Below are 25,524 nucleotides of genomic sequence, written 5' to 3' on the forward strand. Positions count from 1 at the left end.
TCGCTTAGCCTCTGCAAGTGGTCGGCGCGCGTGGTTGACTGGCGCCATGCTGCCCTGGGACGGCGACCTCGCCGGCCGGCTCGACCGGCACACCGTGAACTCCGCGCTGCTGCGCGGCAATCCGCTCGGCGACCCGCACGAGCGGCCGCTGTGGGTGTACGTCCCACCGGGCTACGACGACTCCGCCGAACGCTACCCGGCGGTGTACGTCATCCAGGGCTACACCGGGCACCTCGCGATGTGGGCCAACCGCACGGCGTTCCGGCAGCCGTTCCCCGAGACGGCCGACGCGGTCTTCGCCGGCGGGGCGCCGGGCTGCGTCGTGGTGTACGTCGACGCGTGGACCGCTTACGGGGGCTCGCAGTTCGTCGACTCGCCCGGCACCGGGCGGTACCACTCGTACCTGTGCGACGAGATCGTGCCGTGGGTCGACGAGCACTACCGCACCATCCCGGACCTCGAGTCCCGCGCGATCACGGGCAAGTCGTCGGGCGGCTTCGGCGCGATGATCACGCCGATGCTGCGCCCCGACCTGTTCGGCGCGCTGGCCACCCACGCGGGCGACACGCTGTACGAACTCTGCTACGTCCCCGACTTCGGCGACGCCGTCCGCGCCCTGCGCGGCTACGACCAGGACATCCAGCGGTGGTGGGCGGACTTCCGCGCCCGTCCGGCGTTCACCAAGCCGGAGGACGCGAACCTGCTGCAGCTGATCGGCGTCTCCGCCTGCTTCTCACCGGGCGACGACGGCCGCCCGGAGCTGCCGTTCGACCCCGCGACAGGCGTGCTGCGCCCGGAGACGTGGCAGCGCTGGCTGGACTGGGACCCGGTCCGGATGGCGCCCGGCCACGCCGAAGCGCTCCGGTCCCTGCGCGCGGTCTGGATCGACGCGGGCACCCGCGACGAGTACTACCTCGACGTCGGCGCCCAGGCGTTCCGGGACCAGCTCGCGAAGGCGGGCGTCCCGGACGAGCGGGTGCACTTCGAGCTGTTCGACGCCGGCCACGCCGCGATCGACTACCGCTACCCGCTTTCGCTGGCCTGGCTGGCGGAACGGCTGGCCCGCTGACCCGGCGTCCTCGTGAGTGTTCAGGAGGGTTCTAACCCTCCTAAACACTCACGACCCCCACCGAGACGGCCGCCGCTAGGCTCCGGTGATGGTGACCGAGACCGACCTCGTGCTGCTCGATGGGCGGACCCTGCACGTCTACGACACGGGGGCGCCCGCGCGGCTCACCGTCGTCTGGCACCACGGGACGCCCAACGTCGGTACGCCGCCCGCGCCGCTGGTCCGGGCGCGCCACGACGTCCGGTGGGTGTCGTACGACCGGCCCGGCTACGGTGGCTCCACGCCCCTTCCCGGGCGGGACGTCGCGAACGCCGCCGCGTGCACCGCCGCCGTCGTCGACGCGCTCGGTATCGACGAATTCGCCGTCGTGGGGCACTCCGGTGGCGGCGCGCACGCCCTCGCCTGCGGGGCGCTGCTGCCGGCGCGGGTCCTCGCCGTCGTGAGCATCTCCGCGATGGCGCCCTTCGACGCCGCGGGGCTCGACTGGTTCGGCGGCATGGCCCCGGCGAGCGAAGCTTCTCTTCGCGCCGCGGCCGAAGGTCGTGTGGCCAAGGAGAAGTACGAGGCCGCCGCCGAGTTCGATCCCGGCGTCTTCACCGACGCGGACATGGCCGCGCTCAACGGTTCGCAGTCGTGGCTGAACGACGTCGTCGGACCGGCGCTGGCGGCCGGGCCGGGCGCCCTGATCGACGACGATCTCGCGTACGTCACCCCGTGGGGCTGCGACCCGGCGCTGATCACCGCTCCCCTGCTGCTGGTGCACGGCGACCGCGACCGGATGATCCCCGCGTCGCACGGCGCGTGGCTCGCCGCGCACTGCCCTACCGCGCAGTTCCGGCCGCACCCGGCCGACGGGCACCTCTCGGTGCTCGACCACGCCGCCGACGCCCTCGCGTGGCTCGCGCGCCGCTGATCAGGACGCCAGCGCCAGCGAAGCGACGACGGGCGCCACGTACATCAGCGGGAAAGCCAGGTGTGCGTACGACTTCGCCCGCGCGACCGTGATGAGGGCGCCGGTGAAGTAGAGCACCAGGCCGATCCCGGCGGCGACGCCGATCGCCGGGACGACCAGGCCCGCGATCAGCCCGGCCGCGCCGGCGGCCTTGGCCGTGCCGAGCCACGGCCACCACGAGCGGGGCACGCCGTACCCGGCGAGCGGCTCCACGACCCACTTCGCGTGGGTGAAGACCGAGAAGGCCGAGAACCCGGCCATGGCGGCACCGACGATGCTGACGATCAGGTGAGCGGTGGACATCGGGGCTCCTCAAGGGTTTCCGGCCCCGCGGTTCGGGTCCGTCACCTGCTCGACCCCCGCCGCCGCGTTCGTGTGACAGCGATCGACGTGACCGTAATCACCCCTTGAGGGCCGTTGTCCCCTCCCGCCGGGCGCTGTGCGCGAGCACGCTTGAGCGATGTTCGTGCTGCGGCTGCTCGGCACCCTGTTCTGGTTCGGCGTCCCGGCCGGCTTCCTCACCTACGCCGTTCACGACCTCGACGTGCGCGACGCGCCGACCTACAGCATCGAGGGCTCGGTCGTCGGGCACCGGCAGGTGTACTACGAGTCGTCCCAGGACTCGACCGGGTACACGACCTACTACATCACCGTCCGCAGCGCGACCGGGGACTTCGAGTTCGGCGACGAACAGCAGGCCCTCGACACCGAACCGGGCACGCTGGTCGTGGTGCAGGTGTCGCGGACGACGGACGACATCGTGTCCGTGCGCAAGAACGGCACGGTCGTGGACCTGCGCAACACCGTCGGCAACGACGTCGGCATCATCGTGTTCGCCTCGCTCGGCCTCCTCGTCGCGCTCGTGCGCGAATTCCTGCTGGAGGACTACGACATCCCGCGGTGGGTGGGTCTCCTCATCGGCCTGGCCGCCGCCGGCGGCGGGGTGTACGTGGCCTTCCTGCTGATGTGATTCACAGTGTGAGCCGCAGGACCACCTCCCCGTCGTCGATCTCGCCGGTCGGCCGGAACCCGAACTTCCGGTAGAACGGCCCGGGCCCGTCCTCGTCCGGCTGGTGACTGGTGAGCAGCTCGGTGCCGCCGTCCGCGCGCACGAGACCGGCGACGAGTGTGAGCACCGCCCGGCCGTACCCGTGCCCCTGGTACCGCGCGTCGATCAGCAGCCGCCAGAGGAAGTACGGCCCGAGGACACCCGGGCGCCCGGGCGGCACGTCCCAGCTGAGCATGACGAACCCGACCGGCTCGGCGCCCGCGTAGACGGCCCGGTACCAGGGCTCGCCCTCCGGTGTCGTCGCCGCGTCCTCCAGGGACCGCGCCACCGACGCGACGAACCGCTGCTGACCGGGGTGCACGTGCAGCGCGCACACGGCATCCCGGTTGACGTCGGTGATCTCGACCAGCCGCACCGGCGAGCTCATGCCGGGAACACCGGGACCCACAGCTCGATGGCGTCGTACCGGCGGTAGAACTCGACCAGCGGGCGGCTGTCGTCGATCGGCCCGGCGCCCTCGAGCTCCGCCATCCCGGCGCCGATCTTCTCGAAGATGCCCGGCGGCTCACCGGTCAGATTCCCGCGCAGGTACCAGCCCCCGGGCAGGATCCCGGTCGCCAGCCCGAGTTCCGCCGGCCGGTCTTCCTCCTTGATCGGCGTGCAAGCGGTGTAGGTGCCCGCTTTGACGTCGGCCCGCCCGTACATCTTGCGGCCGCGCAGCCCGACGAGCCGCTCGAACGCCGGCCAGAGTTCCTGGATGCTCGGCAGTTCGTCGGCGGTGGTCTGCTCCATGACCGGGACGTCCGGGCGGTGGATGCGCGTGGGTGGGGCGTGCAGGACCGAGCTCGTCATGGTGTCCATGCAACCACGCGGCACCGACGGTTTCCGGCCCTCACAACGGGGGCAGCCCGATCTCGGCCGGCGTCCGGTCCGGGCGCAGGCCGCGCCACGACGTGTGCCGCAGCCGCCGGTCCGGGGTGAACCGCCGGTAGACGACCTCGCCGACCAGCGACGGCTCGACCCACCGGGCGCCGCGGGCGCGGTCTCGCGGGACCTCCGTGTCGAACGGGCTCGCCGGGCGGGCCAACGGCGCGAGCACGCCGCTGAGGTGGTCGAGCGCGTCGTCGGAGAAGCCGGTGCCGACGTCGCCGAGGTAGACCAGCGCGCCTTCGTCGTCGTAGGCGCCCAGCAGGAGCGCGCCCAGGGTGCCCGCGCGGCGGCCGGCGCCGGGACGCCAGCCGCCGACGACCACCTCGGCCGTGTGGGTCAGCGCGCGCTTGGTCCACACCGGCGACCGCGCGCCGGGCAGGTACGGCGCGTCCAGGCGCTTCGCGACGACGCCCTCGATGCCGTGCTCGGCCGCGGTCGCCAGCAGCTGCGCCGGCGCGATGTCGGCGCGGGTGTACCAGGGCGGCACGACGATCCGGCCGTCCGCCGGCTGAAGCAGTCCGGCCAGCAGCTCGCGCCGCTGCGCGTACGGCAGGTTCAGCACCGGCTCGCCGTCGAGCCACAGCAGGTCGAAGGCGAAGTAGACGACCGGGACCTCCGCGCGCAGCCTCGCCGTCGGCTCGTACATGGCGCGCCGCTGCATCAGCTCGAACTCCGGCCGCCCGGCCGGGTTCAGCGCGACGACCTCGCCGTCCAGCACGGCGGCCCGGCCGCCGAGCGCGGGTCCGAAGACGTCGCCCAGCTCCGGGTACCGGGCCGTGTGGTCGCTGCCGCTGCGGCTGGTGATCCGGGTTTCGCCGGTGCCCGCGACGCGCACGCACCCGCGGAACCCGTCCCACTTCCACTCGTAGCCGTGCTGGTCGTCGTCCGGGAGCGGCCCGTCGACGGCCAGCATCGGCGCCACCGCGTCCGGCACCGTGCTCGTCCCCACCATGCCGTCCAGTGTGGAGGATGGGGCCCCTCGTGCCTACCCCGTCGGCAGCAGCGGCAGCAGGTCCTGGTGGCTCCCGGCGCGGCGCAGGACCGGCGAGCCGGGTCCGTCCGGGGCCAGGTCACCGGCGCGCAGCGCGGCCAGGAACCGCACGATCACCCGGGGGTCCGGCAGGATGTCGGCCCCGCCCAGGTAGGCCAGCACGATCATCTCCTCCCCGCACGCCGCCTCGACCGCGACCGCCCAGCCGTGCACCTCGTCCCACAGCAGGGCGACGTCGCGCTCGGGGAAGCGCCGCAGCCGCCAGTCGACGGCGAGGTAGGCCGACACCGGGACGTCGACGTCCACGGTGCACGACTCGAGGCCGAAGCCCAGTGCCCGGGCCACCTCGCCGAGGTAGGCGCGCAAGCCGCGCTGGAACCAGAACTCGAGATCGGCGTCGATCAGGCCGGACACCCGTTTCCTTTCCCTCCTCCGAAGCCGGCCGGGCGCCCTGCCCGGCCGGTCGTGCCGGGATCAGCCGACGGCGGCGAGCGCGTCGGCGCGGTCCCGGTAGCAGGCGAAGCCGGTGGCACCGGCCCCTCGCAGCAACCGCCACAGCCGCGGGGTCCGCACCACCCAGGCGACCGGGACGGCCGCTTCCTCGGCCGCACCCTGCAGCCGGTGCAGCGCGCGGAGGCCGACCCCGGAGCAAAACGTCACCTGGCCGAGGTCGAGCACGAGCACGCCACCCGCGCGAATCGCGGTTTCCCCACATTCGACAAGAATTCCGACGGTGGCGAGATCAATGTCACCGGCCACGGTGACGACCGTGCTCCGGGCCCCCTCGAACACCGTGGTGACCACGAACGGCTCGCACAACGCACTCGGCGAACTGCGACCGAATGCCCGCGAAAGCCGCGGTGGTTTCTGGATTCTCATGACCGGCTCCGGCGGCTCACGCTGACGGTTTACGCGTAGACCGTACCGAGTCCGTCCAGCTTGGCGCACAACGGGAACCGCCCGGTCGATGGGTCGTGCACCGACACGCCCGTCTGCACGTGCACGGGTCCGTTGTGGACGATCAAATCGCGCTGGTCAGGCTCGTGTCCGCCCATTGTTCGTGGCACCCGGCAGCCACGGCGAGAACCGGAGGCGAATCGGCGGGGAATTGCGTTTTCCGAAATTCAGCCGAATGCCGGAATCGGGACGCGCGTCCGCTCGACGTCCGCGAAGAGGTCGCCGAGTTCGTCGACGCGCTCCAGGACTTCGTCCGCGGTGAACCGCAGGTGCGTGACGTGCCGGCAGGCGCGGACCTCGTCCCAGGTGACCGGAGTGGACACCGTCGGCTCATCGCGCCCGCGCAGCGAGTACGGCGCCACCGTGGTCTTGAACGGGTTGTTCTGGCTCCAGTCGATGAAGATCTTGCCCGGGCGCAGGGTCTTCGTCATCCGCGCGACGACCAGGTCCGGGGTCTCGCCGGCCAGCCGCTCGGCCAGCGCCTTCGCGTACTGCGACGTCTCCCCGGCGTCGGAGGTCACCACGCCCGAGTAGAGCTGCATGCCCTTGGAGCCACTGGTCTTCGCGACCGGGGTGAAGCCGTCGTCGGTCAGCACGTCGTAGAGCCGCTCGGCGACCCGGCAGCAGTCGACGACGGTCGCGCCGGGGCCCGGGTCGAGGTCGAACACCAGCCGGTCCGGCAGGCTCCGCTCGTCGCCGTCCACGACGGTCCACTGGTGGACGTGCAGTTCGAGCGCGGCGAGGTTGGCCGCCCACACGAGCTCGGGCAGGTCGTTGATCAGCGGGTAGTTGACGATCTCGGGTTCCTTGCCGCGGCCGGCGACGGTGAGGCTCGCGGTGCGGACCCACTCCGGGGCGTGGCGGGAGACGTCCTTCTCGAAGAACGAGCCGCCGGTGACGCCGTCGGGGAAGCGCACGAAGGTCATCGCCCGGTCGTGGATGTGCGGCAGCAGCACGGGGGCGATCCGCGTGTAGTAGTCGAGCACCTCGCCCTTGGTGAACCCGGTCTTCGGGTAGAGCACCTTTTCGAGGTTCGAGAGCGTCAGCTGCCGCTCGCCCACCCGCACCGTGATCCGGCTCCCCGCCACGCCGGACACGCTACCGCGCTGCCGGGGGTTGAGCGCGCTGGTCACTCCTGGTTATGATGCGACTGTATCAACAACGGGAGGGGGCAGCATGAAGTTCGGCGTGCTGCAGGTGCTGGGGATGGTGCTGCTGGTGGCCGGCGCGCAGGGCGCGATTCGCCTGCTGATCGACCACGGGAACCTCGGCCTGCTCGGCCGGCTCGACGCGGGGTTCACGGGGACGCTGGTCTGCTACCTCGTCGTGACGGCGATCGGCGTCGTCGTGGCGGGCTGGGCCCACGACCGCGCCAAGACGGCCGGCGACCGGGACTAGCGGCCGCGGGTGGCACGGCGGGTGAAGCGGGTGCGCAGCTCCCCGATCCCCTCGATCCGGCTGACGAGCACGTCGTCCGGCCCGAGGTAGCGCGGCGGGCTCATCCGGTTGCCCACGCCCGCCGGGGTTCCGGTGAAGACGAGGTCGCCGGGCAGCAGCGGGCAGATCGCCGACAGCCGGGCGATCAGCTCCGGCACGCCGAAGATCATCTCGCCGGTCCGCGCCTTCTGGACGACCGTGCCGTTCAGCTCGGTGACCAGCCGGAGGTCGCCGGGGTCGGCGAACTCGTCCGGCGTCACCAGCGCCGGGCCGGTCGGGCCGAAACCCGGGAACGACTTGCCGAGCGAGAACTGCGGCGGCGTGCCGAGGAGCTGGACGCCGCGCTCGGACAGGTCCTGCCCGACGGTCAGCCCGGCGACGTGGTGCCACGCGTCCCCGGCGGGGATCCGGTGACCGCCGACGCCGATCACCGCGACCAGCTCGACCTCCCAGTCGACGCGGTCGCCGGGCAGCTCCACCGTGGTGTCCGGGCCCGTGATGCAGCTCGGGAACTTGGTGAACACCAGCGGATCCGCGGGCGGCTGGTAGCCCGCTTCGGCGGCGTGCGGCGGGTAGTTGAGGGCGATCGCGAAGACCTGGCGCGGCCGCGGCACGGGCGCGTCGAGCACCCGGCCGGCCAGGGGCTCCGCCGCGGGCAGCGACGTGTTCGCCGCCCACACCCGGAACGCCGTCCACTCCTCGAGGACGGCCATCGGATCGGGACCGAACCGGCCGTCGCTGGCGCCGGCGACGTCGATGACGCCGTCGTCGGCCACCAGGACCGCGCGGTCGTCCACTGTGGACAGGCGCATCAGACCCACTGGTCCGCGGCCGGCGGCGGGGTGCCGTGGGCGTCCTGCCAGGACACGACCGGGTTGCGCAGTATCCCGATGCCCTCGATCTCGGCCTCGACGACGTCGCCGGGCTTGAGGTAGTTCGCGAACGGGTCCTCGGTGCTCGCGGCGACGCCGGCGACCGTGCCGGTCGTGATGAGGTCGCCCGCGCTGTAGGTCTGCGGCGAGTGGTACGCGATCAGCTGCGGGATCGACACGGACATCCGCCCGGTGTTGGACTTCTGCCGGACCTGGCCGTTGACGCGCAGCTCCATGTCCAGGTTGTGCGGGTCCTCGATCTCGTCCGCGGTCACGATGTACGGGCCGATCGGGCAGAACGTCTCGATGGCCTTGGAGAAGGAGAAGACGCCGGACTCCATCTCGCGGCGCTGGATGTCGCGCGCGGTGATGTCGTTGAACACCAGGTAGCCGCCGATGTGCTCGGCCGCTTGCTCGGCGGTGAAGAACTTGCCCGGCTTGCCGAGCACGATCGCCAGTTCGAGCTCGTAGTCCAGCTCCGACGTCAGGTGCGACGGGTAGACGATCGGCTCCTCCGGGCCGATGATCGCGTCGACGTTCTGGAAGAAGACGATGCCCTTGTTGACCGGGTGCGACCAGTTCACCCGGACGAGGTCCTCGTGGTGCTCGCGGAAGTTCCCGGCGGTGTGGAAGAACTTCTTCGGCACGATCGGCGCGCGCAGGCGCACGTCGGCCAGCGGGTAGCGGCGCCCGGTCTCGGGCACGTCCCGGTCGCGTTCGAAGAACTCGCGCGTCGAGGCGGTGTCGAGTTCCAGCACCTGGTCATCGGCGATGCGCCCGACCTGGTTGTCGTTGAAGGTGACGAGCTTCATCGGGGTCCACTTCCTGCGGAGTCGGCCACGCGGAACACACGCAGCTGGAGGGCCAGCGTCGCGTAGTAGCCCACCAGAGTCGTCAGCTCGACGGCCATCCGGTTGCCAATGATTGGCACGACCTCGGCGTAGGTCACGTCGTCGACGTCCTCCTCGCGCAGCAGCGCGGACACGAACCGCAGCGCCGCCCGCTCGGTCTCGTCGGCCAGGTCCGGGATCGCACCCGCGCGGACGGCCTCGACCTGCGCCCCGGTGAGCCCGGCGGCGAGCGCGTGCGGCTCGTGGGCGTGCTGCTCGAACGCGCTGGCCCAGCGGGCCGCGACGGCGAGGATCGCCAGCTCCCGGACGCGGTCGCTCAACGTCGTCGCGTACCGGATCGCGGCGCCGAGCGCCTGCAGCGCCTGCCCGGCCGGGGGCGCGACGAGCATCGCGTTGAACGGGCCGGCCAGCCGTCCTTCGCCGTCCTTCAGGGAGAACCGCTGCGGGCCGGCCGTGCGGGGGCCGCCCGTGATCTCGTCGTACAGCGCCCGCTGCTCGGGGTCGAGGTCGTCGGGGGTGAGGTGCGGCAGCCTGCTCATGCCGCCATCCCACCAGCGCCCCCGGCCGGCGCGCCCGGATCTGCCAACCAATGGCACGGCCGTTCCCCAGCTCGGGCTCCGGACCTAGCGTCGGGCGGACCAGGAACGGTGAAGGAGCGTGCGGGTGGACTGGCTCGGGCTGGGCGGGCGGAAGGCCCTGGTGGCCGGCGCCGGCGGGATCGGCGGCGGGGTCGCCGCCGCGCTCGCCGAAGCGGGGGCCGACGTCGTGGTCGCCGACGTCGACGAGGAGCGGCTGGCCGCCGTCGGGACCAAGACGCTGCGGGCGGACCTGACCACGGCCGAGGGCAGCCGCGACTGCGTCGCCCGCGCCACCGAGCTGCTGGGCGGGCTCGACGTCTTCGTGCACGCCGTCGGCGTCAACGACCGGCGCCCGGTGCTCGAGACCCCGGACGAGGTCTGGGACGACATCGTCACGCTCAACCTGGGCAGCGCGTTCTGGACCGGCAAGGCCGCGGGCGAGGTGATGGTGGCGGCCGGGCACGGCCGGATCGTCTACCTCTCGTCGGTGTCCGGGCTGCTCGCGCACCCGCACCACGCGCCGTACGCCGCCACGAAGGGCGGGGTCAACCAGCTCGCCCGGGTGATGGCCCGGGAGTGGGCGGCCAGCGGCGTCACGGTGAACGCCGTCGCGCCCGGTTACACCGAAACCGGGCTGACCCGCCACCACCTCGGGAAACCCGGCGTCCGCGACGGCCTGACGTCGCTGGTCCCGGCCGGGCGTCTCGGCACCGTCGACGACCTCGTCGGCCCCGTCCTGTTCCTCTGTTCCGATCGCTCGGCGTTCGTCACGGGACACATCCTGTACGCCGACGGCGGCCGCACCCTCGTCTAAAGGAGACATTTCGTGACCTTCCCCCAGCGGTTCACCGGCAAGACCGTCCTGGTCACCGGCGCGGGCACCGGTTTCGGCGCGGAGATCGCCGTCCGCGCCGCGCAGGAGGGCGCCGACGTCGCCGTGCACTACCGCGGCTCCCGCGCCGGGGCCGAGCGCACCGCCGAACGCGTCGAAGAGGCCGGGCGCAAGGCGTTCGTCGTCCAGGCCGACATCGCCGAGCGCGCGCAGATCGTCCGGCTGGCCGACGAGGTCTGGAGCCACTTCGGCCGGCTCGACGTCGCGATCAACAACGTCGGCGACGTCGCGCGCGAGCAGATGTCGTGGCGGGACATCACCGAGGAGTCGATCGACCACGTCCTGGCCGTCGACATCAAGGGCACGCTGCTGTGCACCCACGAGTTCGGCGACCGGATGCTCACCCAGGGCGGCGGCGCGATCGTCAACATCGGCTCCACGGTCGTCGCCCGGGGCAGTGCCCGCGCCCCGCAGTACGCGGCGGCCAAGTACGGGATCATCGGCCTGACCAAGTCCTACGCGCGCGCCTTCGCGCCCACCGTGCGGGTGAACGTGTTCGCGCCGGGCTTCATCGAGACCGAGGCGACGCTGGGCCGCGAGGACTGGAAGTCCGGGCGCGGCGAGCAGCTGCGGGGCGACACGCCGCTCGGCCGCATCCCGCGGCCGGAGGAACTCGCGGGGACCGCGCTGTTCCTGGCCACCGCGGACGCGAGCCACATGACCGGCAGCTTCATGGTCGCCGACGGCGGTTACAACATGATCGGCGCATGACTTCGTCAGTGAGGACGAGCAGATGAGCGAACCCAGAGTGGTGTTCACCGGTGGCCGGGTGTTCGACGGGACCGGCTCGCCGGCGGTGCCGGGTGACGTCGTGGTGCGCGGCGACAAGATCGAAGCCGTGCGCGCCGGCGTCGAACCCGAACCGGGTGACCGGGTCGTCGACTGCCGGGGCGCCACGGTCATGCCGGGCCTGGTGGAGTCGCACGCGCACCTGACGTTCCCGTCCGCCGTCGGGCACGTCGACCCGTCGTTCAACCCGCCGCTGGACGTGTCGTTCTTCCACCACATGCCGACGCCCGACGAGCACCTCGCGCTCGCCGAGCGCAACGCGCGGATCCTCCTGGACCACGGCTTCACCAGCGCGTACTCCGCCGGCTCGCTGACGCCGGTGCCGACCGAGGTCCGGCTGCGCGACCGGATCGCCGCGGGCCGGACCGCCGGGCCCCGGATGCGGGCGGCGTCGTTCGAACGGGACAACAACCCCGTGCAAATGGGGCCGAACGGCCCGACACCCAAGGAGGTCGGCCCCGAGGCGGTCCGCGCGTTCATCCGCGAGCAGGCCGCGCTCGGCTTCGACAGCGTCAAGCTGCTGATGAGCAACGACGACGTCTTCTTCGAAGGCGGCTCGATGGTCACCCAGTACAGCGCGGAAGAGGCCGCCGCGGCGGGCGAGCAGGCGCGCGAGTCCGGCGTCTGGCTCAACTGCCACGCGCAGTCGCCCGAGTCGATCAAGCTGGCGGTGCGCAGCGGGTTCCGCTCGGTGTACCACTGCTCGTACGCCGACCAGGAGGCGATCGACCTCCTGGAGGAGCACAAGGACGAGATCTTCCTGTCCCCCGCCGTCGGCATCATGTGGGCGAACGTCCACGAGGGCGCCGAGTTCGGCATCGACGCAGGCCTGGCGGAGAAGATGGGCTCGGTGAAGTCGCTCGCCGCGATGGAGCAGCTCTACCCAGAGCTGCGCAAACGCGGCCTGCGCGTGCTGCCCGGCGGCGACTACGGCTTCCCGAACAACCCGATCGGCCGCAACGCGCGAGACCTGGAACTGTTCGTGCGCCTCTTCGGCTACTCCCCCGCCGAGGCCCTGCGCGCCACGACGCAGTACGGCGGCCAGGTGCTGGACATGCCGGTCGGCGTGTTGACGGAGGACTACCTCGCCGACATCCTGGTGGTGCGCGGCGACCCGACGTCGGACGTGACTGTGCTGCAGGACAAGGAGAATCTGCTGGCGATCATGCAGGGCGGCCGGTTCCACAAGGCACCCGCCGCGTGACGGTCTACCGCGAAGTCCTCGGCTACCGGCCGCTGGAGCTGGACCTGCACCTGCCCTCCGGCCCCGGCCCGCACCCGGCCATCGTGTATCTGCACGGCGGCGGCTGGCGGCGCGGATCGCGGCGGACGACGATCCCCGCGTCGCTGTGCTCGACCCTGGCGGAGCGGGGTTTCGCGGTCGCCGCGGCGGACTACCGGCTCAGTGGCGAGGCACGCTTCCCCGCCCAGCTGGCCGACGTCCTCGCGGCGATCACCTGGCTGCGGTCCGAAGTGGACTGTGCCGCGACGTTCCTGTGGGGCGAGTCGGCGGGCGCCCACCTCGCCCTGCTGGCCGCCCTGGACGGCGGTGACGTCGACGGCGTCGTCGCCTGGTACCCGCCGACCGACCTGCTGGGCCTGCCCGGCGACGTCGCCGGCGCGGCCGACGTCTCCCGGGAGGCCGAACTGCTCGGTGTGGACCCGGCGGCGGATCCCGAGCGGGCGCGGGCGGCGAGCCCGCTCACCTTCGCGCACCGGAACGCCCCGCCGATCCTGCTGATGCACGGCGACGCCGACGACCTCGTCCCGCCGGCCCAGAGCGAGCGGCTGGCGTCGGCGTTGCGGGCGGTCGGTGCCCCGGTGGAGCTGGACCTGGTCCCGGGCGCGCGGCACATGTGGACGGACGCCCGGGACGTCGGCGCGATCGTCGACCGCTCGGTGCAGTTCCTCCGCGCGCTCGGCTGAGCGCCGCCTCCGTGGTTCGTCCGTGAAGGCCTCCTTACCGGCTCTTATGGCCGGTAAGGAGGCCTTCACGGCTTTTCGGGGTGCCGGACGGCGGCGGCGCGCTGGGCTACGCGAGCGTTCCCGCGATGAGCGTCAGCGCGCGGTCGACCGGCTCGATCGCCGAGGGCAGGCCCAGGAAGCCGTGCAGCATCGAGCGGATCCGGACGTGGTGCACGTCCACTCCGGCCGCGGCCAGCGCGCCCGCGAAGCGCTCCCCCGAGGGTCGCAGGTCGTCGTACTCCGCGGTGAGCAGCAGGGTCGGGCTGAGGTCCGCCAGCACCGCCAGGCCCGGCATCGCGTAGCCGTCCGCACTGCTCACCGGCCCGCCGAGGTAGGCCTCCGTGATCGAGCGGACCTCGGCCGGCGGGAAGTGCAGGAGCGGCGGCACTTCGGTCATCAGCTGGGTGAGGGACGCCGTAGCCGGCAGGAGTTCCGGGTGCAGCACCGGGTACACCAGGGCCAGCGACGCGGGCTGCCAGGCGTCGGCGTCGCGCAGGCGCAGGGCCGCGCCCGCCGCGAGGTTGCCGCCCGCGCTGGCGCCGCCCAGCACGATCCGCTCCGGCGCGAGCGTGTCGCGGGCCCAGCGGACCGCGGCCACGACGTCGTCGTGCGGGACCGGGTACGGGACGGCGAGCCGGTAGTCGACGCTGACCACCGTCGCGCCCGCCCGGGTGGCGATCTCGCGCGCCACCCAGTCCGCCTCCGGCATGTCGAGGTCGCCCATCTTGAACGCGCCGCCGTGCAGCCACACCAGGCACGGCCGCCCGTCACCGGGCGCGTAGACGCGGACGGGCACCGGCCCGTGCGGACCGGGCACCTTCTCGTCGCGGGTCTCGACGACCGGCGGCGGCCCACCCACCGACGGCGTCGTGAACCGGACCATCCGGTCGCGGAACGCGGGATCGGTGACCAGCGCCTCGAAGGACGGGACGCCGTCGAGCAGCGGGAGTTTCGCGGCCACGGCGGGGTGGATCGGCATGCGGGTCAGCCTTTCTGCGGGTGTCCGAGCGGGAAGAGCGGGTCGGCCGTCCCGCCCGGCAGGTCTTCGGGGTGCGCCTCGACCGCGGCCATCGAGCGGGGCAGCTCGAACGGCAACCGGCCTTCCGCCTGCGCCCGGCCGAACACGACGTCCAGCACGGCTTCGTCGGAGGCACCGAAGTCGCCGAGCAACGCCGCCGCGGCCGACGCGACCTCCGGCAGGATCGCCGGGCGCTCGAGGAAGACGTCCACGACGGTCGGCACCGCCGCCGCCAAGGCGACCAGCTGGTCACGGCGGTCGTCCGGCAGGTCCAGACGACCCTGGTGGAAGAACGCCTCGGGCAGGTGCCGCGCGGGTTCGTACGGCGTGTCGATCCGCACCAGCGCCGCGTCGGCCGCGGCCGGAGTGTCCACAAGGGACGCATAGCGGACCGCGACCGCCGGGTCGACGCCTTCGACGTAGAGCCGGATGCCCTCGGCGAGCGGCAGGATTCCGGACTCGAGCAGTACCATCGATCGCCGCTGGGCCGCCGCGCCCGCAGCCGTGAAGTCCGCTCGGCCGACCGTGCGTACCGCGTTTTCCTCGGATACACAAGGGTTCTCGAACAGTCCCAAGTGGACCATCAACGTCAGTACCCGGCCCGCGGACTCGTCGAGCCGCGCTTCGGACACCCGGCCCGCCGCGACCAGGCCCGTGATCACCTCGGGGCACCACTCGCCGCCGAACTGGTCGACGCCGGCGTCGAGCAGCAGCACCGCCCGCTCGGTCCGGTCGAGGTGCTCGACACCCCAGGCGCGGGCCGGCCACACGGTCCCGCCGGCCAGGACGCTGTCGGTCAGCAGCCCGAAGTCCGTGCACACCAAGCCGTCGAAGCCCTCGTCGCGGCGCAGCTGGCCGGCCACCACCTCGGGGTCGAACGCGAACCCGACCTCACGCAGCCCCGGCACGCCGACCGGACGGCCGTAGTACGGCATCACGGCGGCGGCCCCGGCCCGCAGCGCCGGGCGGAACCGGTCGCGGTGCAGCTCGAACCGCCCGGCCGGGTAGACCTGGTCCGGCCCGGACGCGAAGTGCGCGTCGAGCCCGCCCGCCTGCGGTCCCGCGCCGGGCCAGTGCTTGACCATCGCGGCCACCGACCCCGGGCCGAGTGCCGGGCCCTGCAGGCCTTCGACGTAGGCAGCGGCCAGGCGCGCGACCACATCCGGGTCGGCGCCGAAGGTGCCGGAGATCCGGGCCCAGCGCGGCTCGCTGGCCAGGTCGGCCATCGGGTGCAGGGCCAGCCGGATCCCGACCGCCGCGTACTCCGCCCGCACGATCCCGGCGAACTCGCGCACCAGGTCCTCGTCGTCCAGGGCACCGAACCCGAGCGGTTCCGGCCAGCGCGAACAGCCACCGGACGGCACCGACGTCAGCGGGTTCTCGTTCGCCGAATGCCGCGGGTCGGACGACAGCAGCACCGGGATCCCGAGCCTGCTGCGCGCCGCGAGGTCCTGGACGCGGTTGTGCCAGCAGGCGAGCGGCCCGGCGGCGACCGGGGCCATCAGGCTCAGGCAGCGCACGTGCCCGTCGCGCAGCACCGACGTCGTGGGCGCGGTCGGCAGCAGCCCGGCGGGCGCGTCGACCAGGCCACCGTCCGGCGCCACGGACACCGGCGCGTGACACAGCAGCCCGGCCTTCTCCGCGACCGTCATCCGGGACAGGAGGTCTCGCACGCGCTCTTCCGCCGGCCGGCGCGGGTCTTCGTACGGGGCCATCACCCCGTCGCCGTCGAGATCACGGAAGGCGACACCGTTGTCGTCGTGGAGAAGGAGCATGGCGCCGAGGATGACCACGCGCGGTCCAGCTCACCTACGGCCATGCCATTCAATGGCAGGCTTCAGAGGCGCACCCGGGCGGCACCCAGCTCGCGGGAGATGCCCCGCGCCGTCGTCTGCACCGCGAGACCCAGGCGCCGCGGCTGCGCGACGCGTTTCGGGACGAGCACACCCACCACGCCCACCACGGCGTCGTCCCGGTCGAACACCGGCGCCGCAACCGAGACGATCGACTCGTGCTCGTCCTCCCGCCGGAAGATGGCCAGCCGCTCGCGCCGGACGTCGGCCAGGGTTCGGCGCAGGCCGTCCGGCAGGATCAGGCGGTTGTCGGGTTCGCTGTAGACCGGCTTGGACAGCAGCTCCTCCTGGACTTCCTTCGGCGCGAAAGCCAGCAGCGCGAGCCCGACGCCGGTGGAGTGCAACGGAAGCCGCCCGCCGATCCGGTAGTCCACCGGCGTCGCCTGGTGGGCCGACAGGCGTTCGACGAGCATCGCCTGCATCCCGTCGCGGACGGCCAGCTGGACGTGCTGGTGCGTCACCTCGGCGAGGTCGTTCATGAACGGCAGTGCCACCTGCCGCAGCCCGTGGCCGCGCGGGGCGAGCGTCGCGACCTCCAGCAACCGGAGCCCGACGCAGAACCGGCCGGCGTCGTCCCGCTCCAGTGCGCCCCAGTCCACGAGCCGGTTCGCGAGCCGCAACGCCGAGCTCGGCGGGATCTCGGCCCGCCGGCTCAGCTCGGCCAGCGTGAGGGTGCGGTGCTCCGCGTCGAACGACGCGAGCAGGGAAAGCGCGCGGTCGACGACCGGTTCACCGTGGGCCGGGCGGCGGCCCCGCACCCGCGCGGACTCGGTCATGTCGACCTCGACGTTCCATTGATTGGCATCCCCCTCACGGTACACCGCACCAGGCGCTCATCCTTCCCCGCAGGTCAGCCGACCGAGACGCGAAAGGTGCCCAACGATGAGTACTTCTTTCCGCCAAGAGTCCACCACCGGAACGACGTTTTCCGGGCCCCGGCGCGGGTTCCTCTTCTTCTTCGCCTTCGCCGCGGTCGGCGCGGGGATGGCGGTCCTGGTCCCGGCCGTGCTGACGCTGTCGGTCAAGGCGACGCTGCTCGACCCCGCGGGCGCCACGACGATGGTCTCCATCGTGACCAGCATCAGCGCGCTGTGTTCGCTCATCGCGTTCCCGGTCTTCGGCCGGCTCAGCGACCGGACGACGGGCCGGTTCGGCCGGCGCCGGCCGTTCCTCCTGCTCGGCGCCGTCCTGTTCACGTTCGGCGCGATCGGCCTGCAGCTGGGCTCGACGACGTTCGCGCTGACGCTGGCGGCGAGCTGCACGACGGTCGGCGCGAGCGCGGCCACCGTCGCGTTCACCTCGGTCATCCCGGACCAGCTGCCCCCGGACCGCCGCGGCCCGGCGTCGGCCGTGGTCGGGCTGAGCCTCCCGGTCGGCGCGGTCATCGGACTGTTCATCGCCCAGCTGGTCGCCCCGAACCTGCCCGCGATGATCCTGCTGCCGGCGGGCCTAGCGGTCCTCGGGACGCTGCTGCTCACCTTCACGATGCGCGACCGGCGGCTCTCCCCGGAGGAGCGGCCCGCGTTCGCGTGGCGCGACCTGCCCCGCACGTTCTGGGTGAACCCCGTGCGCCACCCCAACTTCGGCTTCACCTGGCTGAGCCGGCTGCTGATCTTCTTCGGCGTCGCGGCGATCCAGGCGTATCAGGCCTTCTACCTGATGAACGTCTTCCACATCCCGCCGGCCGGCATCGCGAACGCGGTCTTCCTGTCCACGCTCGTGCTCACCGGCGCGGCGCTGCTGTTCGCGCCCTTGGCCGGCAAGATCTCCGACCGCGTCGGGCGCCGCAAGCCGTTCGTCGTCACCGCGGCCGTGATCTTCGGGATCGGGCTGCTGCTCGCGACGTTCACCAGCACCTATCCCCTGTTCCTGGTCGCGATGGGCGTCATCGGCCTGGGCCAGGGCGTCTACTTCGCCGTCGACATCGCCCTCATCACGCAGGTGCTCCCCAACCCCGAAGACACGGCCAAGGACCTCGGGCTGATGAACCTGGCCGGCAACCTGCCGACGTCGGTCGTGCCGGCGCTGGCGCCCGCGATCCTCGCCATCGGCGCGACGGCGGCCGTGCCGCAGAACTTCCCCGCTCTGTTCATCGCGGGCGCGATCGCCGGCCTGCTGGGCGCGGTGCTGATCCTGCCGATCCGGAAGGTCCGCTGAGTGCCACTGTTCGAACCACCCGCTCTCGAGTACGTCAGCAGCGCGGTCGTCGAGCTCGGCGAGCCCCTCGACGTCGGCGAGACCCTGGAAGGGCGGCGCCGGGTCGTCCCGATCACGGGCGGGAGCTTCACCGGTCCCGGGCTCGCCGGCCGCGTCCAGCCGGTCGGCGCGGACTGGCAACGGCTCCTGCCCGACGGCACCACGCTGGTCGAGGCGCGCTACCTCGTCGAGGCCGCCACCGGGCTCGTCTCGGTCACTTCGACCGGGGTGCGGAGCGGGCCGCCCGAGGTGCTGGCCGCGCTCGCCCGCGGTGAGCACGTCGAGCGGTCCCGGTACGAGTTCCGGCTCACCGTAACGCTTTCCGGCACGGTCGAGCGACGGCTCAGCGCCGGGATCCTGGTGGCGTCGGCGGAACGCACGCCCGGCACCGTCCGCTACGACCTCTACCGGCTGACGTGAGCACCGCCCCCACCCGGCTGCGGCTCGACCACCTCACGCCGGGCCGGCCGTCGGGGCCGCGACCGCGGCTCTTGTGGTGGCTGCCCGGTGGCGCGGCCGTCCAGCACGCGTACGAGGTCCGGCTGACCGGCCCGGACTGGACGTCGGGCCGGTGCGAGAGCGACCGGTCGGTGCTCGTCGAGCTGCCGGAGCGGCCGGCGACGGCGTGGCAGGTCCGCGTCTGGACCGACCTCGGGGAGAGCGGCTGGTCGGAGCCCGCGCCGTGGACCGTCGTCACGCTGCCCACGACGTCGGCGACGTGGGTCGAGCCGCACGAGCCGGTCGTCGCGCCACCCGGCGAGCGCCCGGCTTACCAGCTGCGTCACGAGTTCACGCTCGCCGGACCGGTCGTCACCGCGACGGCCTGGGCGACCGCGCACGGGATCTACGAGCTGTTCGTCAACGGCACCCGCGTCGGCGACCTCGAACTGACGCCGGGCTTCACCGCCTACCGCAAGCGGCTCCAGGTGGAGCCGTTCGACGTCGGCGCCCGGTTGCGGCAGGGCCTCAACTCCGTCGAGTTCCTGGTGTCCGACGGCTGGTTCCGCGGCCGCCACGGCTTCGAGCGCGCGGCCGACGGCTTCGGCGACCGCGTCGCCGCGTGGCTGACCTTGGCGATCGACGGCACCACCGCGGTCACCACCGGCCCGGGCTGGTGGTCACGGCCGAGCCGGATCACCGCGGACCTGATGGACGGCCAGACGACCGACTTCCGGCTCCCCGCACCGGGTTCCGTGAGCCTGGCCGCGCCCGGCTGGGACCCGGCGCGGGTTCGCACCAGCGGCCCCGAACAGCTGGTGCTCACGGAAGCGCCGCCGGTCCGCCGGATCGAGGAGATCCCGCCGGTCTCGATCACCCGGTTCCCCGGCGGCGTGGTCGTGGACTTCGGGCAGAACCTCACCGGCTGGGTCCGGCTGGCCGACCTCGGCCCGGCGGGCACCCGGCTGAGGCTGACCCACGGCGAGCACCTGGGCCCGGACGGCCGCGTCACCACCGACCACCTGCGGGCGTTCGACTTCGCGAGTGGAGAACTGCTGCCCGCCGGGCAGGTCGACACGGTCGTTTCCGCGGGCCACGACGTCTTCGAGCCGCGGCACGCCACCCACGGCTTCCGGTACGTCCAGGTCGACGGGCTCCCCGGCGGGCTCGCCGCGTCCGACGTGACCGCCGTGGTCGTCCACACGGACCTGCCCGAGGCGGGGACGTTCGCGTGCGGCGACGCGCGGCGAAGCCCTGCACCGGGCCGCGGTGTGGAGCCTGCGCGGCAACGCCTGCGACGTCCCGACCGACTGCCCGCAGCGGGAACGCTCCGGCTTCACCGGCGACTGGCAGGTCTACGTCGCCACCGCCGCGCTCACCCACGACGTCGCCGGGTTCTCCCGGAAGTGGCTGCGCGACCTGGCCGCCGACCAGTGGCCCGACGGCCGCGTCCCGACGATCACGCCCGACCCCGCGGGCGACGGCCCGTCCGGCAATGCCTTCCCGGACGCGATGGCCGGGTCCGCGGGCTGGGGCGACGCGGCGGTGCTCGTGCCGTGGGAGCTGTGGCGCGCGTACGGCGACCGGGAAATCCTGGCCGGGCAATACGAATCGATGGTCCGCTGGGTCGAGTACGCGGCCGCGGCCGCCCGCGAACGCCGGCACCCGGACCGTGTGCGCTCCGCCCCGCACGACGAGTTCCTGTGGGACACCGGCGGGCACTTCGGCGAATGGCTCGAGCCCGGCGTCCCGCCCCACCCCGACCCCACGGCCGACCACGGCATCGTCGCCACGGCCTACCTCGCCCGCTCGGCGCGGGTGCTCGCTCGCATCGCCGCGCTGCTGGGGCACGCGTCGGACGCCGTCCGGTTCGGGCGGCTCGCCGACGGCGCCCGGGACGCGTGGCAACGCGAGTACCTCGGCACGCTCGGCGAGTCCACGCAGGGCAACCACGTCCGGGCGCTCGCGTTCGGCCTGGTGCCCTCACACCTACGCGACGCCGTGGCCGCCCGGCTCGCCGCGCTGGTCGCCGAGGCCGGTGACCACGTCGGCACAGGGTTCCTCACCACGGGCCTGCTGTTGCCCACCCTGGCCGACCACGGCTACCTCGACGTCGCGTACCGGGTGCTCCGGTCGACGGGAATCCCGTCGTGGCTGGAGATGCTCGATCGCGGCGCGACGACGTTCTGGGAGCGCTGGGACGCCGTCGACGGCGGCGAGGTCCGGGGTTCGCTGAACCACTACAGCAAGGGCGCGGCGATGTCGTTCCTGTACACCCACATCGCCGGCATCCGGCTCCCGGCGGACCCCGGCCCGGACGAGGCCGGGTACCGCCGGTTCGTCATCCAGCCGTGTCCGGGTGGCGGCCTGCGCCGGGCCGAGGCGGAACACCTCAGCCCGTACGGCCCGATCCGCAGCGCATGGCACCTCGACGGCGACGAACTGCGGCTCACGGTCGACGTCCCACCCGGCACCCGCGCCGAGATCCGGCTCCCGGGCGGCACCACCAGCGAAGGCCCGGGACGGCACACGTTCACCGCCGAGGTGTGTCCACAGTAGACGCCCGCCACGCCCACGCGGCGAGCACCGAAGAGAGCACGACCACCCCGACGCCGAGCGGCACGTGCACCGCCCGGTTGCCCATCCCGCCGAGCATCGCCTGCACGAAGACCAGCACGACCAGGACCCCGCTCGCCCACACCGGCCACGCGGGACCGCGCCCCCGCCGCCACACCACCGCGGCGACGACCAGCTCGGCCACCGCGAACACGGCCACCGGGATCGCCCCGGCCCCGTGCAGCGTCCGCGCCGACGCCACCCCTTCGAGCAACTGCCCCGCGGTGGCCGCCTGCACCAGGAGGAGAAGCACCTCCCCGGTCGCGACGACCCGCATCGCCCGCGCCCAGCCCGCCTTCGTCCGCTGTTCGCCGAGCTGTGTTCCGGTCATGAGCGCCACCTCTGATCCACTGCGGATGCGTTGACCCGCACAGTGTCCCGGGGTGAGCGCACCGCCGTCGCCGGTCGAGAGGCGGCTTCGCGGCTACGTCCGCCGCCGTACGCGCGGACTCGGCTACGCGCGCTGCCGTACGTGAGACGTTCGCCGGGCCCGGCGGACGCAGGCGATGGTGACCGCCACGATGACGGCGAACACCGGGCCCGTCGCGATGTGGACCGCGCCCAGGACCAGGGGCTGGTTGCCCCGGTAGTAGATCACCTGGAGCGCGCCGTTGACGACGTTGACCGCCGCGCAGGTGAGCGTCGAGACCGTGTAGATGCAGCGCAGCCGGGGCACCAACCGCCAGTCCGCGGGGCCGCCGGCGACGCGGTTGAGGATCAGGCCGGTGAGCGGGCGTCCGATGAGGACGGTCGTCACGCAGACGGCGATGACCGCGAACGGGATCAGTGCGGGGATGAGGAAGAACCCGCGTGCCTCACCGGTGACGGCGGCCACCACCGCGCACGCCGCGACCAGCAGCAGGCCCAGCACGGCCTGGCGCACCGGCTGACGTCGGTACAGCCGCCAGCCGAACGCCGCGATCGCGGTGACCGCGGCGGTCACGAGGCCGGCGGTGAGGTTACCCACGGCGTTGGCGGCCACGAAAGCCACCGTCGGCGCGGCGGTCACCACGACGGCCTCCCAGCGGTTCTTGCGCGGCGGGGCAACGGGTTCGCGGACTTCCTGGTTCGTGTTCACACCCGAGAACGTCTCACATGAGACCTTCTTGCACAAGGTCGTATCGACTGATACGTTCTCGGTCATGACGATGCAGCTGGACACGGCGTGGGCGACGGACGGACCGGGTGACGAGTCCCCGTTCGCCCTCGGCCTGCTGCTGCGGCGCGCCCACGACCGCGTCGCCGCGGAGCTGCTGGGTGTCCTGCGGCCGCTGGGGCTGGAGTTCCGGCACTTCATCGTGCTCGTCGCGCTCCACCACGGCGGGCCGATGAGCCAGCGGGCGCTCGCCGGCGCCGTCGGCGGCGACAAGGCCACGATGGTCCGCGTCGTCGACGACCTCGAACGCGCCGGGCTCGTCACCCGCGATCCGCGCCCCGGCGACCGCCGCGTGCACACGATCACCCCGACCCCCGCCGGGACGGCCGTGTTCGACACCGCCCACCGCCACGCCGAGCCCGTCGCCGCGCACCTGCAGGGCGGCCTCGGCGACGTCCGGCTCCTGCTGGACCTGCTCACCCGGCTCGCCTTTCCCGGCGAAGCCTGATCCACCGACCCTGATCCACCGACGAGGGAGAACCTTCATGCGAGTCGTCATCGCCGGCACCGGGCTCGGCGGCCTGTGCCTGGCCCACGGACTGCGCCGCAGCGGCGTGGACGTCGTCGTGCTCGAACGCCACCCGACCCCGGACGCCCGGCCCGCCGGCTACGGCATCCACCTCAACGCCGACGGTCTCCGCGCCCTGCACACGTGTATGCCCGAAGAGAACTGGGCGCGGCTGGTCGCGACGTCGACCCCGGCCCCGGACGTCGTCCGCTTCCACGACCAGGACCTGCGGGTGCTCGCCGAACGCGACCACACCGGCACCCCGGCCAACGCCGATCCCGTCACGCGCCGGCGGGCGGTGAACCGCGACGCCCTGCGGGACGCCCTGCTCCTGGGCTGCGACAGCCTCATCCACTGGGGCACCGCGTTCGACCGCTTCGAGTACACCGGCGACGGCGTCCGCGTGCACACCTCCGACGGCCGCGCGATCGACGCGGACCTGCTCGTCGGGGCCGACGGCGCGAACTCCCGCGTCCGCGAGCAGCGGCTGCCGGACCTGCGGCGCCAGGACCTCGGCATCGCGAACATCGCCGGCCGCGTCCGGCTCACGCCCGGCCTCGCGAGCGCCCTGCCGGCGACGTTGATCGACGGCGCCGTCAACAATGTCGTGCCCGCGCGGCCCGGCTGGCTGTTCCTGTCCACTTGGGACGCCGGCGCCGACGCGCGGTACGTGGTGTGGGCGTGGGCGGCGGACCGCTCGACCTACCCGGACGACCTCGACACCGCCGAGCCCGCCCGCCTGCGCGAGCTGGTCCGGGACCGCACCGTGGGCTGGGCGCCCCCGCTCCGGCGGATGATCGCCGAGACCGATCCCGCGACCATCACGGCGATCCCGCTCAAGACGATGCCGGAGCTGCCGTACTGGGCGCCCACGGCCGTCACCCTGCTGGGCGACGCGATCCACGCCATGACCCCGATGGCCGGGATCGGCGCCAACACGGCGTTGCGCGACGCCGACACGCTGCGCCGGAACCTGGCCGGCGACGGCGGCGTGCGGGGTTACGAAGCCGACATGCGCGCCTACGCCAACGCGGCACTCGCGCTGTCCACCCGCAACGCCCGCGGCGCGGCGACGACGTCCCGGCTACCGCGGCACGCTTTCCGGACCGTGCTGCGCCTGGCCGAAGCGCTGCCGCCGGTCAAGCAGCGTGTGTTCCCGGTGCGCTGAGCCGTGCTCGTGGTGATCTCGGCCTTCACGGTCACGCCCGAACGGCAGCGCGAGCTCCTGGACCTGTTGCGCGCCAACGCCGAAGAGGTGCTGCGCCACCAGCCCGGCTTCGTGACGGCGGACCTGCTGGCCGCATCGGACGGCACCACGGTCGTCAACCACGCCCGCTGGACCGACGCGGACGCGGTGCGCGCGATGACGGCCGATCCGGCGGTGCGGGCGCGGATGGCACCCGTGTGGGCGATCGCTCGCCCGGTGGTGCGGCAGTTCACGGTGGCGTCGAGCCACCGGCCGGGACCGCAGCAGGCCGTCCGGGCTCATGGGTCGATTCCCTTTCCTCGGTGAGCGAGAACGGCACGGCCGAGCCAGGCCCGCGCCGTGCCACCGGCCGCCGGGTCGTAGGCCGGGTGGATCCGCCGCCCGTACTTCGCGGCGACGTCGGCGAGTTCGCCCACGTCCGGCTCCCAGCCGTGCCGGGTCAGCCACCGCGCCGGATCGACCGGCCCCGACCGCCACAACCGGGCGAGGTCGGGGCCGATCGCCGCGCGCAGGGCGTCACTGGTTTCGACGTGGTCGAAGGCGAGGGTGCTGCCCGCCGCGCTGAGCCCGGTGATCGTCGCCAGCAACCCGTCCGCGGCGGCTTCGTCCAGCGCGTAGAGCAGCCCCTCGGTCAGCCACGCCGTGGGCCGGTCGGGCCGGAACCCGGCCTCCCGCAACGGCACCGCCCAGTCCGCACGCAGGTCGGCGACGACGGGACGCCGGACGCACCGGGCCGTCAGAGCAGCCGCGGCGGCGTCCTTGAACCGCAGCACGGGGGCTTGGTCGACTTCGAAGACCTCGGTGCCGGCGGGCCAGCCGAGCCGCCAGGGGCGTCCGTCCATTCCGGACGCGACGAGCACGACCTGCCCGCACCCGGCGGACACCAGCGCGTCGTCCAGGAACCGCGTCCGCACGGCGACCTGCGGTCCCATCAGCGCGGCGAAGTCAGGCTTCTCTTCGGTGATCCCGGCGGCCTCCAGGAACAGCCGCGCGCACGGATCGGCGGCCAGCCGGTCCGGGCGGCGGTCCTCGGCCGCGCGCAGCAGTGCCACCTCGAACGCGGTCCGCCCGATCGCGTCGATCCCGTCCAGGTCCATACGCCTCCTCTCGACGCAGTCATTTGGTTGCACTCGCGACGGTATCATGTGATACGTTCAGTCGCGAAGGATTCACCGAGTGCTGAATCGACGAGCCCGTCCAGGCCGTGGCCCGCAACGGCGCCTGGGCCGACGCGATCGTG

At 73.0% G+C, this 25,524-nt stretch carries 30 protein-coding genes and 1 pseudogene; 15 read left to right on the top strand and 16 right to left on the bottom strand.

The window, feature by feature from the left end; genetic code table 11:
- Positions 1 to 46: 46 nt before the first annotated feature.
- Together ACLJQZ_RS26825 and ACLJQZ_RS26830 are read left to right on the top strand one after the other, a co-directional pair.
- Positions 47 to 1,069, top strand: a complete 1,023-nt coding sequence (locus ACLJQZ_RS26825) for an alpha/beta hydrolase (protein WP_410622631.1) — start codon at positions 47 to 49, stop codon at positions 1,067 to 1,069.
- Positions 1,070 to 1,157: 88 nt separating this feature from the next.
- Positions 1,158 to 1,982, top strand: a complete 825-nt coding sequence (locus ACLJQZ_RS26830) for an alpha/beta fold hydrolase (RefSeq protein ID WP_410622632.1) — start codon at positions 1,158 to 1,160, stop codon at positions 1,980 to 1,982.
- Here the strand turns inward: ACLJQZ_RS26830 and ACLJQZ_RS26835 are convergent, their stop codons facing one another.
- The gene (locus ACLJQZ_RS26835) at positions 1,983 to 2,324 is read right to left on the bottom strand and encodes a DoxX family protein (protein WP_410622633.1); all 342 of its coding nucleotides are present in this window, start codon (positions 2,322 to 2,324) and stop codon (positions 1,983 to 1,985) included.
- A 157-nt stretch (positions 2,325 to 2,481) separates the two neighbouring features.
- On the opposite strand from ACLJQZ_RS26835, the gene ACLJQZ_RS26840 reads away from it, so the two are divergent.
- Entirely contained in the window at positions 2,482 to 2,991 is a 510-nt protein-coding gene (locus ACLJQZ_RS26840; protein ID WP_410622634.1) for a hypothetical protein, read from the top strand.
- Position 2,992: 1 nt separating this feature from the next.
- On the opposite strand, the gene ACLJQZ_RS26845 is transcribed toward ACLJQZ_RS26840, so the two are convergent.
- The 6 genes from ACLJQZ_RS26845 to ligD (ACLJQZ_RS26870) all read right to left on the bottom strand — a co-directional run bounded on the left by ACLJQZ_RS26845 (position 2,993) and on the right by ligD (ACLJQZ_RS26870) (position 6,996).
- Positions 2,993 to 3,457, bottom strand: coding sequence for a GNAT family N-acetyltransferase (locus tag ACLJQZ_RS26845; protein ID WP_410622635.1), 465 nt, complete (start codon positions 3,455 to 3,457; stop codon positions 2,993 to 2,995).
- A complete protein-coding gene (locus ACLJQZ_RS26850; RefSeq protein ID WP_410622636.1) occupies positions 3,454 to 3,882 on the bottom strand; it encodes a GyrI-like domain-containing protein in 429 nt (142 codons plus the stop codon). Before ACLJQZ_RS26850 ends, ACLJQZ_RS26845 begins: the two co-directional genes overlap by 4 nt.
- 40 nt (positions 3,883 to 3,922) lie before the next feature.
- The gene (gene ligD, locus ACLJQZ_RS26855) at positions 3,923 to 4,912 is read right to left on the bottom strand and encodes a non-homologous end-joining DNA ligase (protein WP_410622637.1); all 990 of its coding nucleotides are present in this window, start codon (positions 4,910 to 4,912) and stop codon (positions 3,923 to 3,925) included.
- A 33-nt stretch (positions 4,913 to 4,945) separates the two neighbouring features.
- A complete protein-coding gene (locus ACLJQZ_RS26860; protein ID WP_410622638.1) occupies positions 4,946 to 5,365 on the bottom strand; it encodes a DUF6292 family protein in 420 nt (139 codons plus the stop codon).
- Between the two features lie 60 nt (positions 5,366 to 5,425).
- A complete protein-coding gene (locus ACLJQZ_RS26865) occupies positions 5,426 to 5,830 on the bottom strand; it encodes an STAS domain-containing protein (RefSeq protein WP_410622639.1) in 405 nt (134 codons plus the stop codon).
- A gap of 245 nt (positions 5,831 to 6,075) precedes the next feature.
- Positions 6,076 to 6,996 (bottom strand): non-homologous end-joining DNA ligase, encoded by a 921-nt coding sequence (ligD, locus tag ACLJQZ_RS26870; protein ID WP_410622768.1) that lies wholly within the window; start codon positions 6,994 to 6,996, stop codon positions 6,076 to 6,078.
- A gap of 88 nt (positions 6,997 to 7,084) precedes the next feature.
- Between ligD (ACLJQZ_RS26870) and ACLJQZ_RS26875 the strand changes: the two genes are divergently transcribed.
- On the top strand, positions 7,085 to 7,306 hold the full coding sequence (locus tag ACLJQZ_RS26875) for a hypothetical protein (RefSeq protein ID WP_410622640.1): 222 nt from the start codon (positions 7,085 to 7,087) through the stop codon (positions 7,304 to 7,306).
- Here the strand turns inward: ACLJQZ_RS26875 and ACLJQZ_RS26880 are convergent.
- Genes ACLJQZ_RS26880 through ACLJQZ_RS26890 form a run of 3 tightly spaced genes read right to left on the bottom strand, consistent with a single transcriptional unit; the run spans position 7,303 to position 9,607 of the window.
- Entirely contained in the window at positions 7,303 to 8,157 is an 855-nt protein-coding gene (locus ACLJQZ_RS26880; RefSeq protein ID WP_410622769.1) for a fumarylacetoacetate hydrolase family protein, read from the bottom strand. The genes ACLJQZ_RS26875 and ACLJQZ_RS26880 overlap by 4 nt on opposite strands.
- The gene (locus ACLJQZ_RS26885) at positions 8,157 to 9,029 is read right to left on the bottom strand and encodes a fumarylacetoacetate hydrolase family protein (RefSeq protein WP_326950556.1); all 873 of its coding nucleotides are present in this window, start codon (positions 9,027 to 9,029) and stop codon (positions 8,157 to 8,159) included. The genes ACLJQZ_RS26880 and ACLJQZ_RS26885 overlap by 1 nt, the downstream gene beginning before the upstream one ends.
- Positions 9,026 to 9,607 (bottom strand): carboxymuconolactone decarboxylase family protein, encoded by a 582-nt coding sequence (locus tag ACLJQZ_RS26890; protein ID WP_410622641.1) that lies wholly within the window; start codon positions 9,605 to 9,607, stop codon positions 9,026 to 9,028. The genes ACLJQZ_RS26885 and ACLJQZ_RS26890 overlap by 4 nt, the downstream gene beginning before the upstream one ends.
- 124 nt (positions 9,608 to 9,731) lie before the next feature.
- Here ACLJQZ_RS26890 and ACLJQZ_RS26895 point away from each other — a divergent pair, with 124 nt between their 5' ends.
- Genes ACLJQZ_RS26895 through ACLJQZ_RS26910 form a run of 4 tightly spaced genes read left to right on the top strand, consistent with a single transcriptional unit; the run spans position 9,732 to position 13,253 of the window.
- A complete protein-coding gene (locus ACLJQZ_RS26895) occupies positions 9,732 to 10,460 on the top strand; it encodes an SDR family NAD(P)-dependent oxidoreductase (protein ID WP_410622642.1) in 729 nt (242 codons plus the stop codon).
- A gap of 12 nt (positions 10,461 to 10,472) precedes the next feature.
- Positions 10,473 to 11,249 carry an SDR family NAD(P)-dependent oxidoreductase gene (locus tag ACLJQZ_RS26900; protein ID WP_410622643.1) on the top strand — a complete coding sequence of 259 codons (777 nt, stop codon included), beginning with the start codon at positions 10,473 to 10,475 and terminating at the stop codon, positions 11,247 to 11,249.
- A 22-nt stretch (positions 11,250 to 11,271) separates the two neighbouring features.
- Complete coding sequence (locus ACLJQZ_RS26905) at positions 11,272 to 12,531, top strand: amidohydrolase family protein (protein ID WP_410622644.1); 1,260 nt, start codon at positions 11,272 to 11,274, stop codon at positions 12,529 to 12,531.
- Positions 12,528 to 13,253: an alpha/beta hydrolase fold domain-containing protein gene (locus ACLJQZ_RS26910; protein WP_410622645.1), complete on the top strand. Its 726-nt coding sequence runs from the start codon at positions 12,528 to 12,530 to the stop codon at positions 13,251 to 13,253. Before ACLJQZ_RS26905 ends, ACLJQZ_RS26910 begins: the two co-directional genes overlap by 4 nt.
- A 106-nt stretch (positions 13,254 to 13,359) precedes the next feature.
- Here ACLJQZ_RS26910 and ACLJQZ_RS26915 read toward each other — a convergent pair whose 3' ends face one another.
- From ACLJQZ_RS26915 to ACLJQZ_RS26925, 3 genes are all read right to left on the bottom strand, one after another.
- Complete coding sequence (locus ACLJQZ_RS26915; RefSeq protein ID WP_410622646.1) at positions 13,360 to 14,271, bottom strand: alpha/beta hydrolase fold domain-containing protein; 912 nt, start codon at positions 14,269 to 14,271, stop codon at positions 13,360 to 13,362.
- Positions 14,272 to 14,276: 5 nt separating this feature from the next.
- Positions 14,277 to 16,085, bottom strand: coding sequence for a glycoside hydrolase family 3 protein (locus ACLJQZ_RS26920; RefSeq protein WP_410622647.1), 1,809 nt, complete (start codon positions 16,083 to 16,085; stop codon positions 14,277 to 14,279).
- A 62-nt stretch (positions 16,086 to 16,147) separates the two neighbouring features.
- Complete coding sequence (locus tag ACLJQZ_RS26925; RefSeq protein WP_410622648.1) at positions 16,148 to 16,939, bottom strand: IclR family transcriptional regulator; 792 nt, start codon at positions 16,937 to 16,939, stop codon at positions 16,148 to 16,150.
- 106 nt (positions 16,940 to 17,045) lie between these two features.
- On the opposite strand from ACLJQZ_RS26925, the gene ACLJQZ_RS26930 reads away from it, so the two are divergent.
- The 4 genes and pseudogenes from ACLJQZ_RS26930 (at position 17,046) to ACLJQZ_RS26945 (ending at position 21,356) form a co-directional block, all read left to right on the top strand.
- Positions 17,046 to 18,320 (top strand): MFS transporter, encoded by a 1,275-nt coding sequence (locus tag ACLJQZ_RS26930; RefSeq protein WP_410622649.1) that lies wholly within the window; start codon positions 17,046 to 17,048, stop codon positions 18,318 to 18,320.
- The gene (locus ACLJQZ_RS26935) at positions 18,321 to 18,779 is read left to right on the top strand and encodes a DUF3237 family protein (RefSeq protein WP_410622650.1); all 459 of its coding nucleotides are present in this window, start codon (positions 18,321 to 18,323) and stop codon (positions 18,777 to 18,779) included.
- Positions 18,780 to 18,949: 170 nt separating this feature from the next.
- Positions 18,950 to 19,939, top strand: a pseudogene (locus tag ACLJQZ_RS26940) (family 78 glycoside hydrolase catalytic domain); the annotation flags it as partial.
- Positions 19,940 to 20,066: 127 nt separating this feature from the next.
- Positions 20,067 to 21,356, top strand: a complete 1,290-nt coding sequence (locus ACLJQZ_RS26945) for an alpha-L-rhamnosidase C-terminal domain-containing protein (protein WP_410622651.1) — start codon at positions 20,067 to 20,069, stop codon at positions 21,354 to 21,356.
- Here ACLJQZ_RS26945 and ACLJQZ_RS26950 read toward each other — a convergent pair.
- Positions 21,331 to 21,744, bottom strand: coding sequence for a hypothetical protein (locus ACLJQZ_RS26950; protein ID WP_410622652.1), 414 nt, complete (start codon positions 21,742 to 21,744; stop codon positions 21,331 to 21,333). The two genes, ACLJQZ_RS26945 and ACLJQZ_RS26950, sit on opposite strands and share 26 nt — an antisense overlap.
- A 123-nt stretch (positions 21,745 to 21,867) precedes the next feature.
- A complete protein-coding gene (locus tag ACLJQZ_RS26955) occupies positions 21,868 to 22,491 on the bottom strand; it encodes a DUF3159 domain-containing protein (RefSeq protein ID WP_410622653.1) in 624 nt (207 codons plus the stop codon).
- A gap of 64 nt (positions 22,492 to 22,555) precedes the next feature.
- Here ACLJQZ_RS26955 and ACLJQZ_RS26960 point away from each other — a divergent pair, with 64 nt between their 5' ends.
- Genes ACLJQZ_RS26960 through ACLJQZ_RS26970 form a run of 3 tightly spaced genes read left to right on the top strand, consistent with a single transcriptional unit; the run spans position 22,556 to position 24,590 of the window.
- Positions 22,556 to 23,017, top strand: coding sequence for a MarR family winged helix-turn-helix transcriptional regulator (locus ACLJQZ_RS26960; protein WP_410622654.1), 462 nt, complete (start codon positions 22,556 to 22,558; stop codon positions 23,015 to 23,017).
- A gap of 37 nt (positions 23,018 to 23,054) precedes the next feature.
- Positions 23,055 to 24,245, top strand: a complete 1,191-nt coding sequence (locus ACLJQZ_RS26965) for an FAD-dependent oxidoreductase (protein WP_410622655.1) — start codon at positions 23,055 to 23,057, stop codon at positions 24,243 to 24,245.
- Between the two features lie 3 nt (positions 24,246 to 24,248).
- On the top strand, positions 24,249 to 24,590 hold the full coding sequence (locus tag ACLJQZ_RS26970; protein WP_410622656.1) for an antibiotic biosynthesis monooxygenase family protein: 342 nt from the start codon (positions 24,249 to 24,251) through the stop codon (positions 24,588 to 24,590).
- Here ACLJQZ_RS26970 and ACLJQZ_RS26975 read toward each other — a convergent pair.
- Positions 24,563 to 25,381: an SAM-dependent methyltransferase gene (locus ACLJQZ_RS26975; protein WP_410622657.1), complete on the bottom strand. Its 819-nt coding sequence runs from the start codon at positions 25,379 to 25,381 to the stop codon at positions 24,563 to 24,565. The genes ACLJQZ_RS26970 and ACLJQZ_RS26975 overlap by 28 nt on opposite strands.
- Positions 25,382 to 25,524: the final 143 nt, after the last annotated feature.

Source organism: Amycolatopsis sp. cmx-8-4 (assembly GCF_046548675.1).
Classification (GTDB): Bacteria; Actinomycetota; Actinomycetes; order Mycobacteriales; family Pseudonocardiaceae; genus Amycolatopsis.